10 protein-coding genes are annotated in these 16,646 nt (G+C 47.1%); all 10 read right to left on the minus strand.

The features are described 5' to 3' along the window. Positions 1–42: 42 nt before the first annotated feature. A complete protein-coding gene (locus ABD920_RS18670) occupies positions 43–717 on the minus strand; it encodes a PglD-related sugar-binding protein (protein WP_345161047.1) in 675 nt (224 codons plus the stop codon). A gap of 172 nt (positions 718–889) precedes the next feature. Beyond that, a complete protein-coding gene (locus tag ABD920_RS18675; protein WP_345161049.1) occupies positions 890–1,543 on the minus strand; it encodes a sugar transferase in 654 nt (217 codons plus the stop codon). Then, positions 1,537–2,796 carry a glycosyltransferase family 4 protein gene (locus tag ABD920_RS18680; RefSeq protein WP_345161051.1) on the minus strand — a complete coding sequence of 420 codons (1,260 nt, stop codon included), beginning with the start codon at positions 2,794–2,796 and terminating at the stop codon, positions 1,537–1,539. The genes ABD920_RS18675 and ABD920_RS18680 overlap by 7 nt, the downstream gene beginning before the upstream one ends. Positions 2,797–2,800: 4 nt before the next feature. Further along, positions 2,801–4,651, minus strand: a complete 1,851-nt coding sequence (locus ABD920_RS18685) for an alginate lyase family protein (protein WP_345161053.1) — start codon at positions 4,649–4,651, stop codon at positions 2,801–2,803. Positions 4,652–4,844: 193 nt separating this feature from the next. After that, positions 4,845–5,957: a non-hydrolyzing UDP-N-acetylglucosamine 2-epimerase gene (gene wecB, locus ABD920_RS18690; protein ID WP_345161055.1), complete on the minus strand. Its 1,113-nt coding sequence runs from the start codon at positions 5,955–5,957 to the stop codon at positions 4,845–4,847. A gap of 45 nt (positions 5,958–6,002) precedes the next feature. After that, on the minus strand, positions 6,003–8,198 hold the full coding sequence (locus ABD920_RS18695) for a bi-domain-containing oxidoreductase (RefSeq protein ID WP_345161057.1): 2,196 nt from the start codon (positions 8,196–8,198) through the stop codon (positions 6,003–6,005). Next, positions 8,164–9,204, minus strand: coding sequence for a glycosyltransferase (locus tag ABD920_RS18700; protein ID WP_345161059.1), 1,041 nt, complete (start codon positions 9,202–9,204; stop codon positions 8,164–8,166). Before ABD920_RS18700 ends, ABD920_RS18695 begins: the two co-directional genes overlap by 35 nt. 307 nt (positions 9,205–9,511) lie before the next feature. Continuing rightward, positions 9,512–10,534, minus strand: a complete 1,023-nt coding sequence (locus tag ABD920_RS18705; RefSeq protein WP_345161061.1) for a glycosyltransferase family 4 protein — start codon at positions 10,532–10,534, stop codon at positions 9,512–9,514. Positions 10,535–10,607: 73 nt separating this feature from the next. Beyond that, entirely contained in the window at positions 10,608–11,480 is an 873-nt protein-coding gene (locus ABD920_RS18710) for a hypothetical protein (RefSeq protein ID WP_345161063.1), read from the minus strand. 326 nt (positions 11,481–11,806) lie between these two features. Further along, positions 11,807–16,402: an InlB B-repeat-containing protein gene (locus ABD920_RS18715; RefSeq protein WP_345161065.1), complete on the minus strand. Its 4,596-nt coding sequence runs from the start codon at positions 16,400–16,402 to the stop codon at positions 11,807–11,809. Positions 16,403–16,646 lie beyond the last annotated feature (244 nt).

Genomic DNA, 16,646 nt, shown 5'->3' on the forward strand with positions numbered 1-16,646 from the left:
TCGGGGCTGCAGCTTAAAGGTTCTCCATCACCTTCAGCTTTTCTATCCTTCATTTTTCATCGAGGCATACCCGCAATGTTGCTTAATAGGCCTGGCAGGAACGCCTACGGCCGTGCAGTTTGCCGGAATGTTCCGGGTTACCATGCCCATTCCGCCTACAATGCTGTTCTGCCCAACCCGCGTGCCCTGCACAGTAGCTGAGTTGATGCACATTTCAACACAATCCTCCAAATAAGTGAAACCCGCTAAAGACACGCCGGGTGCCAGCGTAGCGCACCTCGAGATGGTGCAATCATGCCCAATGGAACAGTTCATGTTAATGATACAGAAATCGGCGATCCTAGTGTTGTAATTTATGGCCACACCTGGGTAAATAATCACTCCCTTCCCAATCTCTACCTTATTGGAAATCCATACATGCCTGGAGACAAACGCAGGAAAATTAACATTAGGGAGGGAGGAGAGCTTTTCATAAATGCTTTTCCTATGAATGGGATTTGAGACGCATATAACAACTGAAACTTCTGTAACATACTGGCTTATTTTGTCTATGTCTCCAATTACTCGATGGCCGAAAAGTAGCTGCCCTATTTTCTGAACGTCATCATCAAGAAAGCCCTCTATTATGTACTGCTCCCCTGTAAACTCCTCCAGATTATTGGCAATAAAACCACCAACGTTACCACACCCGAAAATGAGCAACCTTTTCTTAGACATATAATTTAAAATTACACTTTACCAGTTCAAGTAGATAATTCATTCATCTTATGTGGTGGTTGATAATATAAGACCGCAGTAATCTGTTCTAATATTTAACGCTATGTGATGACAATACGATTGGTAAAAGGAGTTTTTTGACGTCCACCTACAAATAGTATAAAGCTGCCGCTTAGCTTCTGTTTGTTAACTTATGCTTAGTATAATAAATATCTTGCTGCCCCTCCTTCTCAGTTGCTGCGCCTCTGAAGGGTGGCATGGAGACATGTTCCGCTGCATTCACCCCTTCACTTTTCACCACTTTCAAGAGTGTTTTACACAGAATTCTGATGTCAAGCATAAAGGAATGATGCTCCACATACCAGACGTCATAAGCGAATTTCTGCTCCCAGCTGATGGCGTTTCTGCCATTTACCTGTGCCCAACCCGTAATACCAGGCTTAACCTGATGGCGCTTGGCTTGTTCCGCAGAATATAAAGACAGGTACTCCACCAAAAGTGGTCGGGGGCCCACTAGACTCATATCTCCTTTCAGCACATTCAATAACTCTGGCAGTTCATCAAGACTACTCCTCCTGAGAAATTTCCCAAAGGCAGTCAAGCGATCTTTATTTGGCAAGAGTACACCATTTGCATCTGTGGCGTTTGTCATGGACCGGAACTTATACATATTAAAAACCTTACCATGCAAACCCGGTCGCTTTTGCCTGTAAAACACCGGATATCCCATAAAAACCAGCACCAGCACACCCACAAATATTAAAACAGGTAGTAAAATGGCAATCAGGATGAGTGAAACGGTCTTGTCGAAAAATAATTTTAGCATTCTACCAGTCCATCTTTTACAAATTTGCCCTTACTCACAACCAATGCCTCCAGCAGTTCATCTGCTAAAACCTTACGGTCGAACTTTCTCTCTGCCAGCACCCGCGCATTTTCACCCATCGCAGGCAATAGCTCTCTGTTGTTATACATTTCGATGAGAGCATCCGCGAATGCAACAGCGTCATCCGGCGGCACAACAGTACCGCAGTCGTTTTCCCGAATCATACCTGCCAGCCATCCTGGATAATTATTTAGGATAGGCATACCCATGGATATATAATCGAAGAACTTGTTAGGCGATGTTCCAAAGTAAAAAGCCTTAATATTTGCCAGCAGCATCAGTCCTACATCGGCTGCATGCAGGTATGTAAGCAGACGTTGCTTGGACACTGGCTCTATAAAAATACAATTATGCAGTTGTTCAGCCTCAGCACGCTTTACCAAATGATCTTTCATCATGCCGTCACCCACAAAGACTAATTTTATATGTTTCCCATGTCCCTTCTGAATTAGCACCTTTGCAGCATCTAAGGCAGCATCCAACCCGTTGGCGATACCATGTGCGCCGGTAAATATCGCAACAAAATCGTTTTCCTTTACCGATGGGATATTTGTCTTTGGCTCATGCCCAGGTACCAGAAAATCCAGATCACAGCCATTGGGCACAAGGTACACGGGCTTGCTTTTATCCTTCAGCTTTGCTCGGATTCCATCCTGTATGCCAGGTGAAAGTGCTACACAGGCATCAGCCTGGTTATAGGATAGGCTTTCTAACACACCCATCGCCCACAGTACAAACTTATTTTTAATCACGCCCATCTCTCTTGGCAGTTCAGGCCACAGGTCGCGCACCTCAAACACAAAGCGCTTTTTTTTGCCAAACAGTTTCATGAAAATTCCTGGTATACCAGCCGTCAATGGCGTAGATGTGGCGAACACAATATCGAAATCTTCCTGAAACACTACTTTGACACTCTTGACTGAGAAAGATAGGAATACCAGGGCACGCTGTAGAATATTGAGCCTGTTCGAGTAATTCAAATTGAATTCTATCAAGTCGATGTTTTCTACACTCCCTCTTCTTTTACCGTTTATGTAGGGGCCCGACAATGGAGACTTCGTTTTGTCAGAAAGCGCATATACCATCGTCACTTGGTGGCCCTGCTCTACAAAATGCTTAGCCATTTCATAAGACCTTGTACCGCCAGATCCTTCCCGGGTCTTGAAATATTGGTGAAAATATAGAATTCTCATAACGCTATTTCTTGTTTACTAAGGTCTGAATTTGTCTGTTATTACTTGTAATCATTAGTTCTGTACAGGCCTCTTTCGTGCCGTAACGTGTAGATTGCCAGCCCTGCCTGGTTGTAAGGTGAGCTTCGCTGGTTAGTACCTGTATATCTGTCTGTTCGGGAAAAGCTGTGTGCCACAGTTGCTTTATCAGATGGCCTTCCGGCAGGCCCAGCAACTCATCCTGCACGAGCCAGCTGTTGATCCCTTTCTTCTTCTTTACTGTGCGAACGTGCCTTATGTCTTTTGAAAGATGTCCAAAGCCTTTGATGGCTCCCTTAAAAATATAGTGCTCGTCGTCTTCCGATAGTTTCACGTCTGTCGCCTCCGACCAGTGATACCAGATAAACCTTTCTCCCATTAGCATCTGATCAAGGTCATCCACCATCACAGTGTTATGAGATTGTGTTCCTTTAAAATACCGCTTCAGTTCCTGCCCAGTGTTATATTTAAAGCTGCCCGCATCATGTAACAGGTTCTGGTCTCCCACCCATACATCAAGATGTAGGTTATCAGCGTGGCTGGGCCTGTTCCTGAACTTAGCGCACCTGATCAGGCTCAGCGTGTCTCCGTCTCTGATCAGGAAATACCCTCCTTTCGGGAACGCTATAATACCCTGCTCCTGCTGCAACACAGCAAAGCGCTTGCCTGGCTGCTTGTGGATGCCGTACCAAGCCGCCTCCTCTTCCCACGCGCCCGTTCCGTCATACAGATTTTTACCTGTCAGCAGCAGATGCAGCCCGTTAAGCTGCGGCCTGTAGTCCGTGTAGTCACTGCCTGAGAACTGAAAGAAAAGCGCCCCGTCATTTGCTCCTGTGTTGGGAAGCCTTCCTGTTGTTAGTTGCTGGCACTGCAGCAGGAAGTTCACCGACTTATAGGCTCCCTCATATGCTTTACCGGATAAAGGCTTGCCGTTCTTTTCAGTGAGTGAGAGCACAAATGTCAGCACCTGCACAACTACACGGTGGTAGTTCATGCTGTTCTGTATGAAAGTGCCATCGTCGTAAATCTGGTAACTGATTTCTTCCTCCAGCCATTTCCTGCCCTGGGCTGCCCATTGTTTTACCTCCGGAATAAACGGGAACAAGAACTCCGAGAGGCAAAGCAGGGTTGTTTCCGTAATGGCGTGGTTGTTCCGTACAGCGATGCGCGAAAAATCAATGTGGTAATACACGTGATGCAACTGCCAGAATATATAATGCTGGTAATTGCGCCACCTTTCTTCCGTCAGGGCAGAAGACTTTCTGTAGAAATGTAACGCGAAGCACCAGTTAAACAGGCGCAGCGAGATCTCCTGGCTACACCTGAAGTTTGGCCCGCAGTTAACAGGGTTGGCCTTAATCCAGCTATCTATTTCGGAGAAGACCCACTCGGCACTGTCCTGCTCAAAATGATAGTCGTACCGCAGGATAGTATGCAGGTAGCTGAACCTTGACTTTTCCCACACATACTTTATATCCCCCGCGGCAGAGTTCAAATCGCTGATCTGGGACCAGTGCTTTGTATTGTCGTATCGGAAGCCTGAATCAGGGTTCGTCAGCCAGTCATAGTCTTTCCCCAACTCATACTGACGGGAACTGAAAAAGGTAATCCTACCTTCGAAAATATGCTGCGCTTTCTCCTTCAGCGCAGGTATGGGGTTCTTCTCCAGCTTTATATCCTGTCTATCCTTAAAAAGGAAAGTGCCGGCACTAGCACGCCACTGCTCCAGCGGTATAAAATATTTAGTCGGCTGATTCTCAGGGAAGCGGCGTTTTAAAACCCCTGCCTTTTTCTCAAGCTCGTGCCGAACCCTATAGGCCACATAACGCGGCCCCATGTTCTTCAAAAGGTGTACAACTCCTGTTCCTATATTGACCATTCAGGTTAATCTTAGCTCTGTCGGTAGTAGTTGCAAAATGCAACCGTGCTGTTTCATAATTTGATAATGATAAATAACCGCAGCCAAGCCATCTATATGTTTCTCGTTCGCAGCAAGGCTTTGGCATTACGACAAGGCAATCTCTATTTGTTTAAACCAAGGCTACATCCTGGGGTTGATGCAGTTGTAACAGAGCCTGCACGATACGACTGGCTGTCTTTCCATCCCACAGGTCCGGAATACCTCCTTCTTTCCATTCGCCGGCGAAAAGCACTTGCAAAGCCTTCCTAAGAGCTTCGCTGTCCGTCCCAAGCAGTTCGTTCGTGCCGATCGTGCAGGTCTCCGGCCTTTCAGTGGAGGTTCTTAGTGTCATACAGGGGACGCCCATCACGGTAGTCTCCTCGGTTATACCGCCAGAATCCGTGATCACTCCCTTGGCATGTTGCACGAGGTAATTAAACTCCAGGTAGCCGAGGGGCTCTACCCCTTTCACGTAGTTGGTGCTGATGCCGAATTTCTGCATGTTGTTGCGGGTACGCGGGTGAACAGGGAAGATTACCGGCAGCTGCTCTGTTCCCTCTTCCAGCACGTTTAATAGTCTTGCTAACTGCTCCGGGTCATCCACATTCGAAGGGCGATGCAGGGTCATGACCAGGTATTCCTTTTTCTTCAGCCCGAGCTCATCCCAGAACTGCGGTGCCCGGAAATTTGGCTGCTGTTTTAGCAGGGTATCTATCATGGTGTTCCCCACAAAGAAAATCCTGTCGAGGCCCACCCCGGCGTTCAGCAGGTTCTGGTTGGCCACCTCCGAGGTAGTAAAGAAATAATTGCTGATGCTGTCCGTCACCATGCGGTTTATCTCCTCAGGCATGCTCCAGTCCCCAGAGCGGATACCCGCTTCAACGTGCGCCACAGGCACGCTGAGTTTTTGCGCGGTAATGGCACAGGCCATAGTAGAGGTAACATCGCCCACCACTATCACAAGATCCGGCCGCTGGCTTACCAGCTCTTTCTCAAACCGGACCATGATTGCGGCCGTCTGCTCTGCCTGTGTACCGCCGCCAGCCTCCAGGTTCACATCCGGTTCCGGGATTCCCAACTGCTCAAAAAAGTCTCCGGACATTTTTTTATCGTAATGCTGCCCCGTATGGACCAGCCTGTAAGAAATGTCGCGGCCTTCTTGACTCGCCAGTTGTATCGCTTCTATGATAGGAGCGATTTTCATGAAATTCGGTCTGGCTCCGGCAATGATGGTTACAAGCATAAGGGTAAGTTTAGGTGTGACAAAATCAGGTATGGCAGCTTTCTATCAAACTACCATTGTCTCTTCCAGGGTCTCCTGGGGCTTTGACGCCCCGGGCTGGGACGTTAGCGCAACATCTACCCATTCGCCGGATTTGAGGCTCTCTATCGCGGCGATGCTAGCAAGCGTTACGTTCACTATTTCACCGAAAGGAATAAGCGGCGCCCCGCCCTGCTGCAGGGTCTCTATCAATTTTGTAAACTGGTAACGGTGGCCTTTGTCCTGGTTGGTTTTCAGCTTTGTAAAGCCTTTAAAGCCATATCCTTCTGTCTTTCGGAAATTGTCCATGATTAAGGTTCTGCCTTGTGAATACAATTCTACCCGTTCCTTGGAATAACTCTTATGCCCATTGGCAAAGTAATTCAGCACACCATTTGAGCCATTTTCAAATTTCACAAGGATGCTCGCATTATCGGTGTTTTCTGCCGGGTTTTTACCCAGGGCACTCATACAAACTGACTGGATTGTGCTGCCTGTCAGGTACACCATCAGGTCCAGGTAGTGGCAGGCCTCCCCTATGATGCGGCCCCCTCCGGAGGACATATCGTGTACCCACATACTGTCCGGTATGAAACCGGCATTCATGGTAGCGACAATATTCACCGGGTCTTGCGCGTTGCCGATCAGTTCCTTCATCTTGCGGATGTGTGGGGAAAACCGCCTGTTGAATCCTACAGAAAGCGTCAGGCTTGCCTGCTCTGCATGATGCCCGTAGGCGGCAAGCACCTCCTGTAGCTGCAGCCGCGTCAGGGCAAGAGGCTTCTCTACAAATACATGCTTGCCCGCCGCCAGAGTCTCCTGCACTAAGGCTGCATGCTGACCATGTCGCGTCGTAATCATCACCAGGTCAATCTCGGTGTCCCGTAACAACTCCTTATAATCGGTGGTGCTATGGGTGAAGCCGTGTTTTTTGGCAAGAGCCGTACCCGTTACGCCGCCTGCACTGGCTATATATTTTAGATTGGCACCTGTATCTTTCAATGCCGGCAGCATTGTCATTTTCGTGAAATTACCCGCCCCAATAATGCCTATCACGCCTTTGGAACCTGTAAAGCTTCTCTCACCGAGCCGCACGGTGGAACTCATATCTATTTCACTGCTTCCGTCATAGGTAAGAATAGAGGCAATTGCGCGGCTTTTCCCAATCTGCCCATATATCTTGTCATACTCCCGGATGGGTACCTTCTCCGTTATAAGGGACTTTACCTCCAGGTTACCGCTGGAAATGGCATTCAGGATGGTTTCGAAGTTCCTCTTTTCAGTCCAGCGTACGAACGGCAGCGGGTAATCCTGCCCCCGTTGTTCGTAATTCTCATCATACCGACCTGGGCCGTAGGAACAGGAAACCTGGAAAGTCAGTTCTTTCTCATAAAACTCAGCGCGGCTGATATTCAGCCCGATTACGCCTACCAGCACAATGCGGCCGCGTTTGCGGCTCATCTGCGCCGCCTGCGATATAATATCGTTTGTTTTGGCTGATGCTGTAATGAGTATGCCATCAGCACCCACACCGCCTGTCTCGTTCTCAACAAACTTTACGACGTCAGTTGTCAGCGGATTGACAGGAATGACCCCTTTTGCCTTAGCGATGGCGAGTTTCTGCTCGTCCAGGTCTATGCCAATGACCTTGCATCCATTTGCCTTCAGTATTTCGGCTGTCACAAGGCCTATCAACCCAAGGCCCGTTACCACCACTGTTTCGCCAAAGGTCGGGTTAAGCAACCGGACGCCCTGCAGTCCGATAGAACCGACCACTGTAAAGGCAGCCTCCTCGTCGCTAACGTTATTTGGAATAGCAGCGACCAGGTTCTTAGGCACGCAAACCACCTCCGCATGTGAACCGTTAGAAGCAACGCGATCACCAACCCTGAACTCGCCAACGCCTTCCCCAACCGCTATAACTTTACCCACGTTGCAGTAGCCTAACTGCAACGGCTGATCTAATTTATTGAATACAGCCTCCATTGTCGGCTTTAAGCCGTCTGACTGGATCTTATTCAAGACCTGCTTTACCTTGTCGGGCTGCTGGCGGGCTTTCTCAAACAGATTTGCCTTCCCAAACTCAACCAGCATGCGCTCTGTTCCCAGCGAGACAAGTGAACAGGTGGTCTGTATCAGCACATGCCCCTTCCTTACCTGTGGAGCAGGTATATCTGCCAAAGTCGTTTCACCGGTTTTGAATGACTGTAGTATTTGTTTCATGAGCTAAAAAAGAAATGATAGTATCAATTTTGTTGTCTGCTTTCAGGGAGGAGGGCTGTATTTGAGATATCTTACTTGCTATTAAAGCCTTAAAGATAGAATCTGTATCTAACGGTTCGAACACTAATGATGGCTCACATACTGCATGCACAAATGGCAAATCAGATGCAATAATATTACAGCCCAATTCAATAGCTTCTACCAACCCTAGACCAAAACTTTCTGCTAGTGAAGGGTAGATTACGAATTTTGAAGACTTGTAAAGATTTGCCAATTTGTGCCTCTGAATAAAGCCATGGTTAATAATCTTCACACCATTATGGGTTTTAGCCTTCATGTAGTTAAGCAGGTCAGGAAACTTTTCAGATATTGTTAAATGAAGCTCAACCTCAGGATACTTTCTGTTAAATCTCTCAAAAGCGTCGATTAGCCTATAATGGTTTTTATGAGAATTTCCTCCGCTAACGTATAAATATTTATTCTCACATTTGATTACCTTGTCTAGATCGCTTAAAGGAGGATAGAAAGGCAAAACCCTAATCTTATCTTTGCTTACGCCCCAGTTCTTCTCCATTAAGCTTGAAACGTTTTCTGATTGTACACCCCAATAGTCTGTGTTTTGAAGTAATCTTTTAACAAGCCATATTTTTAGATATAACTTACATTTTTTTTTGAAACCTAAATCTAAAGGTTGATTAAAATAGAGAAGTTGTTGTAGATAAGTTAAAACCTCAGCTTTTAGGCGTATAGTAGGGGGTATATTGCCTAAACATAAAACTTTAGTAAATTGAAGTTGATTCGCTTTGTAAAAAAAGTGCCTTTGTTTTATATTTCCCTCTAAAAAAACTCTTCTGCCAGCTGGAATTGTGCTAAAACTATCTCTGCACCTTTCATCAAAAACGTAGAAGACATCTACTTCTCTACTCTCTAATTCTTCAACTAAATAATCTAATAAAATTTTACCTCCACTGTTGTTCACAAAAAGTGAGTCTACTAAAACAGCCATAGTGTATCTAATTTCTTTAGTGGAGCTAAATTCTCAGAAGGATATCTAAAAGTCCCAATTGCGATAGACATTTACATCAAGCTATACCTATAATATAAAAAAAATGTTTGAAATAATTATATATTAGCGGGTCCTAAATACTTCCTTACGTTTTAAAAATACCACTGTCATTCAAAACAATAAAGCCATATATGGAAGAAGGTTTAGACGGCCTGGTATCTTAAATAGTGAAGATCTAAAATTCACGATTTTAATAACTAGTTGTACAGCTATAGTCATTTTAGAAGAAGCAAATTTTGTATTTTTTTTAACCAGTATTAATAGCATTTTGAAATGCATTTACCATTTGTGAAATTTTTCTGTTTTCTTGATAGTGTACATAAGCATTGTGTCCTAACATTTTATAGTTTTCATCCTTGACTACCGAAACCAAAGCCTCCGCAAGGTCGGGCACATTAGGTCTAACAAGTATACCTGTCACTGCTTGAAGTATATTTGAGTATTCAGGAGCATGATGATCACCTTTATAGGTGATGACTGGAACGCCATAAGCAAAACTGTGCAGAACCCCCAACCCTACGTGACCAGGCGATACATAAGCGTATGCTTTTGAAAAGTAAGTTTTTAAATCTTCTTCTTCTGTTGTTCCAACTACGAATTCAACATAATTTTCTACTCCCAATTTGATAGCTATAGATTTTAGCACAGAGCGATGATCACCGTCCCCAATTATCACTATGCGTAATTGTTTTGGTAATTTATGCCTTACCAAAGCAAAGGCTGCTATAAAATCTTCAATTCTCTTTCGAGGTTGTATCCTCCCAACAAATACAAAACAATCCTTAGTCTCCGAAGACAGGTTTTCACTATTCGAGACAAATTGCGTATTATTGGCTACAAAAACCCTATCAGGATCAATACCCAATTTTATGATATCTGCTTTTCCGTTTTCATCATATGTAACTATGGCCCTTGCTCTTCTGCCCACAAAACGCCTCAGCGAATTAAGGTATTGGGTCTTGCTTGTTCCATGTCCCCAATAGATAATTTTCTTACGGAAGAAGACTGACAGAAAGAAAATGTTCAGCCAGTGTGGATCAAAGCCTACTACAACTGTGTCGTAGTTTTTGACAATTTTGTAGAGTCCTGACACCCAATGAAATTTCCTGAAATTAAATTTCGAAGCATTAATCTCTTGCAATTCCTTGCTCTCCGAAAATTTTCTTGGGCCAAAGTGGAGCAATTCAGTTCCTTTGAGCGACCTCGACAGTTCTTCAAATAACTTAACCCTGTATTGTCGACAATCTGGTTGAATAAATAATACTCTCATTAGATCGTGCTTTTTTTAGAGAGGTTATTTAACATCATATAGAGACACCCTATTAAATTCTTTGAGCCCATTACTAATTGATTGCCTGCTTTAGCTCCTTCGCGTACTCAACAAGCATAGAATCATAAGTGGCAGCATCATACACTTTCCCATTCAAATGATTATCAATTCCCTGGAGATTCCTCAATCTGTTTTTTGCGTTATCCCACCAATAAATACCAGCGGCTCCGTAACCATCTAATGCATAAGTCGAAATATATTTGACATAGTTGGCAAGCACCTCTTTCTGAATTATCTCCCGTCCGTATTTCTTATCTCCTGAGTGTATCCTGTGCCAGATGAAAGGAGTGACAGGGATATTAAACTTCTTCCCATATACTAGAGCCGCATCTAAGTTATTCTTCAGGTACTGCAGGTTTCGCTCATGCCCCACATCCTCGTCTGCATGTACCATATACATAGACGGCGCTATAAAATCTACATTAGATAAAAGTCTGTCATACTTCCCAGTCGGGTTATAGTTCTCGATCTGCCATTTATTCCAGGTACGATAAGGAATCCCGTAAAAGGACAGCCGTAAGTTCGGGCGGTGTTTTCTTACTTCTTCCAGGAGAGCGATCATCTTCTCCTCCGCAATCCGAAAGTTACTGTCACTGGCGGCAAAGTTCCGAAGGTCCTGATAAGGGCCTGCTTCCCAGTCAAGCACCAGCATCCCCTCACTCTCTCTATCCGGAAATCTTATGTCAAGGAAGCGCTTTACTCGGGTAGGATCAAAGTTTGTGGGGTCTTTGGGATAGACGATGCTACCTTGCGTCATGATGTCTATATCCTTTGTTATGATCCCATTCTCCTCAAAATATCTTTCTGCCCTTACATCAAACCTGCTAGGGTACGCATAGATTGAAAATTTTTCGTTTCCCTGACCAAGGCTGGTTAAGGTTACCAAGCAGCAAAAAGCTAATCGTAAAGCAGTACCTATTTTTCTCAACAAAACGCTATAAACTTATAATTTATATCAAGAACGTTAAAACTATATATAGGTTTTATGAAACAATTTTTTGTACTATAAACACCCATACATTAGATGCATTCTCATGCCATGTTCAAAAATTTATACAGCTCTCGGTCATGACATTATTCATGGTGAATTATATAGCCCCCCGCACCGGGGAATTACATTTTAAGAGACGTAGGTTCCAACCTTAAGCTGGAGTGCAGCACAAAAAGGCACCCAGCGATGATGCGTGATAAAAATTCCGTGCCCATAACTGCTCACTGAACGATAAGCTTTCCAACTTTAGTGACAGTTGGAGACACTGCCCGGATGATATACAAGCCATGGTTAGTACCTTTACCGATGGTAAGCTCTATGTTCCCTGCTCCGCCGGCGTCTGTTACGAGGGTACGGGACTGAATAATGCGGCCTGAGACATCTGTGATAGAGACTTCCACCGGCTCATGCTGGCCGAAGTCCTTTAGGTTCACAAACAGTTTACCACCAGGTGTAGGGTTGGGATATATCTCCAGGCTACTGCTCACTTCACCCCCCGCTTTAGAAGCACTGATAGTCGCAGTAGAAATGGCAGCGGTCGTTGTTGCCGGTTGGTCTGCCTTGAGGAGCGTGATGCGGGGCTTGCCATCCCCATTACCGTCATAATACTCAGATATATATAGGTTCCCTGTCCGCACGTCCTCCACTACATCCAGCGGGTTCGCAAAAGGGCGGCGAAGGCCAGGAACTTTGATTCCTTCAGTTGCTCGGATAATGTCTTTGTTAGTAGCCCCTGGCTCAAGCACCATTACGTCATCACCTCCACTAAACCGGCAAACCAAAAGCTTACCCTGCAGTTTTCCGCCAAAGGCATTGCTCTTAAACTCTATGATGCCATTGGGAGATATGTTCAGGCCAAAGTCATAGGCCCATCCCCGATAGTTAGGCTCTATGGGCGTGCCTACAGGGTAACCATAACTTGCCCCATTTTCAGTCCATACGACCTCTCCCGGGTCCTGCCGGTCTGTGGGATTGCCCCCATTCATGATATACTCATTCCGCAGTTTGTTCGGATGACCGTAATACCCCCCTTTCTGTACCCGGAACAGGTAATCATTTTGGGAGGCACGTACATCAGACATTGCCTGAATGTCTGAGCCTGAATACACCTGCCCATTCGACCATTTTGTCCCGGATAATAGCGCTGGCGTATTTCCACCTGCGGCGGACCCGTTCGTAGGCACATACAGTTCACCGTTAGAGTGCCAAACAAGGTCATAGGCGTTCCTCACGCCTGTGGCATATATGGTTAGTGGAGCCGTTGAAGCATATGGATTATAAGTGCCCCCATCAGCAGTCTGCGCATTTATCGGCAGTGACTGCTGATCGGCTTTTGTGATATCCAGCCGAAGCACGGCAGCTGTTAAAAGCCGCTCTGACCTCTCGCCCCAGGCAAGGTCTGGATCACCCATCGCCGTGTTGCTTCCCTGCACAATATAGAGCGCACCATCCGGACCGAAATCAATGGAGTTTACGGTATGGTCCTTATAGGAACGCGGCAGGTTAATGACATAGTCCACAACCTGTGGGCTGGCAGGATTATTCAGGTTTATCTTAGAAATTTTACTCGACCACTCCGGCGGGTTGTTGAATTCACCGGATGAGTGGCTGATCCAGGCGATCAGGTTTGCTCCAGTGGCCGCAGGATCAAACTCAAAACCGATCAGCAGGCGTTTAGTTGCCCCGAACGGAGCGATGGTGATATGGTTTGCAAATGTCCCATCTGCCCTGATATCCCAGCGTTCAATCTTGCCGTCGGCTGAGGCCGCATAAAGTCGGCGGTCCGGCCCTATCACCAGGCTCGTAAAGCCAACAGTGCCGAATGTGTTATCAATCAGTGTCTGCTCTGTAAAGGATACTCCCTGTAAATCAGTGGGTGTTTCCGGATAAAAGTTGGTGGTTGTAAAACGGGAGGTAAACGGGACCATCGCATATCCGTTGCCATCCTTAACCTGGTCAGAGATAGAGAACTCGTAGGTGGTGCCAGCTTTAAGAGGAGCAGAAAGGGTAATGGCATCGCCGGCAGCAGTCGCGTTTACCGCTGTCCCTGTCACTTCCGTCCCGCCTCCTATCGCTACAGTATGCAGTTTCACTGTACTGGTATTAACAGTGTTCCCATCTATAGATTTACCGCTCGGATACGCCAGATCAACCGAGATAGATTGATCCAGTGGCACGTAAGCAGCGCCGTCGGCAGGGCGAACCGCTGTTACATATGGCCGCAGTGATGTTTTGATGGTAAAGTCGTCAAAGGTGTAGGTGACGGGGCTGGTGGCGTTGCGGTGGGTGGCGAATATGCCTGCATAGGCGGTCGAACTGGTTAGGTTCATGCCGGCGATGCTCACACCCGGGGCGCTATACGAGGCCCCTACGTTGAGGTAGGTACTTCCGTCGGTAGAGTAAAAGCCCTGCACTGTTCCTGAGGTGGGATCCACCTCCAGCCGCAGCCGCACTGTCTTACTGCTCAACCCGCTGATTGTACCTGTAATCCGCATCTCTGAGTTTGCGGAAGCATCATTGTGCTCCTTCCGCAGTTCCACTTTATTGCCCGACACGACCAATTTTATAAAGCTTTTGTCGTTGAGGCCAAACCAAAGCCCTGCCTGTTCTGAGGCTGTGCCGTAATAAGGGTTGATTAGTGTCGTCTCCACCTTCAACTGTCCACGGCTGTTGACCCGCACCCCCAGCGTGTTAAGCTGATTGTTATTACTCAAATATGCAATGCCCTTATTGGTTACCACTTGCAGTTGCCCCCCCGTTACTGTCAGCTTGGAGGTTTCATAGCCGGGTACATTTGTATTTGTGGGGGCTCCATCTGCAGCGAGGCGCGTGCCTGAGTAGGTATCCACCATGGTGAAACCTGTGCCCACTCCATTTTTGTCTGGCACACTGTTACTAACGCTGGAGCTAAAGCTTAGGCTAAGCGGAAGGCTCACCTGAAGCTGATCGCACGAAAGCATACTGATCGGTGAGCATATCGTGCTGGAGGCCGTACCCTGAACCGCCACGAAATAATTGTTCTCGGCCCCTGCGGCCGGGCTCTGCATGTTGCCGCCCAGGCTCACTGTCCCTGCCGGGAAGCTCTTGCTGTATAGCTGCATATAGCTGATCTTCGAGTCGTTGACCCCTACCCGGTCCGCCAGCTTCTGCCAGCCGCTCAGCCAGGAGGGCAGCGACGTGGCCCGCGGGTCGTAGGCGATATACACCGTCGCCTGCTGGCTCAGGGTGAAGGAGAGCAGTGACGAACTCGTGTTGCGCTTATCGTCGTTGGCCGTGCGGATAAGTTTTGCTTTATCCAGAGAAGCAGGCACACTCGTGATTTTATAGGTGCGGTCTGTATAGTGGAGGGCACCCACCACTAAATCTGCTAAAATATAACTTCTGCCTGTTGTTGCTGCTAAGTTGCTAACCAGACCAGAGGTTTGTACCGGGGTGAAGTTCGCGGTGATGGTCTTGTTACTGTTCATTGTCAGCGACAATGGGTTTGATGTGCCCGAGGCGTCGCCTGACCAGCCGCTGAACTGGTAGCCAGAGGCCGCTGTCGCTGTCAGGCTGACGCTAGTGCCTGCGGCATAACTTGTCTGGTTAGGGCTCTTGCTCACAGACCCGCTGCCCGTTGTAGAGACAGATAAAGTATACTGTCCTGCCTCTGCTGCTTTCGCTATGATAAAATAGTTGTTCTGTGCCCCTGCGGCCGGGCTCTGCATGTTGCCGCCCAGGCTCACTGTCCCGGCCGGGAAGCTCTTGCTGTATAGCTGCATATAGCTGATCTTCGAGTCGTTGACCCCTACCCGGTCCGCCAGCTTCTGCCAGCCGCTCAGCCAGGAGGGCAGTGCCGTGGCCCGTGGGTCGTAGGCGATATACACCGTCGCCTGCTGGCTCAGGTCAAAGCTAACCAAGGTACCCGTAGTATTCCATTTGTCATCATTGGCTGTCTGCACGATGGCTGCCCCCGAAAGCGTGGAGGGTATACTGGTTATCTGATTGGTGCGGTCTGTGTAAGTTTTTACACCCAACGCCACTTCCGCCAGCGTATAGCTCCTGCCCGTAGTAGATGTCAGGTTACTGATAATTTGTGTAGAAACACCGGGGTCTGCAGAAACACCGGGAACATCAACAGAAAAACTATCAAACGTATAAGTGACAGGGGTTGAGCCATTGCGATGCGTGGCGTATATGCCTGTATGGGCTGTGCTGCTGGTAAGCCCCATTCCTGCTATGCTCAGCGCGGGTGAGTTATATGCCTGCCCTACGTTTTTATAGGTAGTTCCGTCAGTGGAATAATAGCCCTCCACTGTGGCCTGAGCTGGGTCTATCAACAACCTTAGCCGTACCACCTGTGTATTTAGGCCGATGATAGTGCCTGTGATACGCTGATCAGCGGAACCTGAACCCGCTGAAATGTCATTCAATTCTCTACGCAATTCTACTCTGTTTGCAGATACCGCTAGCTTGATGAAGGTCTTATCATTCAGACCGATCCACAGGCCTGCCTGCTCAGCATTGGCTCCGGCATAAGGATTTAGAAGCACCGTCTCTATCTGCAGTTTGCCGCGGCTATCTACCCGCACCCCTAATGAGTTTATTTGGTTGTTATTCTTTTGGTAGGCAATTCCTTTGTTTGAAGTAAGTTTTAGCCTACCGGAGACGATGACCATCTTGGTAGATTCATACCCAGGAACTGCAGGATCGGAAGTAGGGCCGTCTGGGGTGAGCCGGGTACCAGAGTAGGCATCTACTAATGTGAAACCAGTACCTAAACCGTTTACATCCGGAATACCGACTTCACTACCATCGAAATCCAGTTTCAATGGCATAGCAACGGCAAGCTGCTCGCAGGGCAGCATACTCAGGGGTGAACAGGGCGTCTCAGCGGTCAAACCAAGCAAGTTGTTCGGAGTGTTTATATTTTTTTCTTTAGGTAAAGACTCTGCGGTACCCGTCGAGGTGTTCAGAGCAGTTGCACCATATATATAGGTTAAGCTAGAAAACCAACAGAATCCGGTAAACAGAATTGTATGCAGCAGTGTCAGCCTCTGGGGTATGAATGCTAGGGTAAGG

It is taken from the genome of Pontibacter saemangeumensis, assembly GCF_039541895.1.
Classification (GTDB): domain Bacteria; phylum Bacteroidota; class Bacteroidia; order Cytophagales; family Hymenobacteraceae; genus Pontibacter; species Pontibacter saemangeumensis.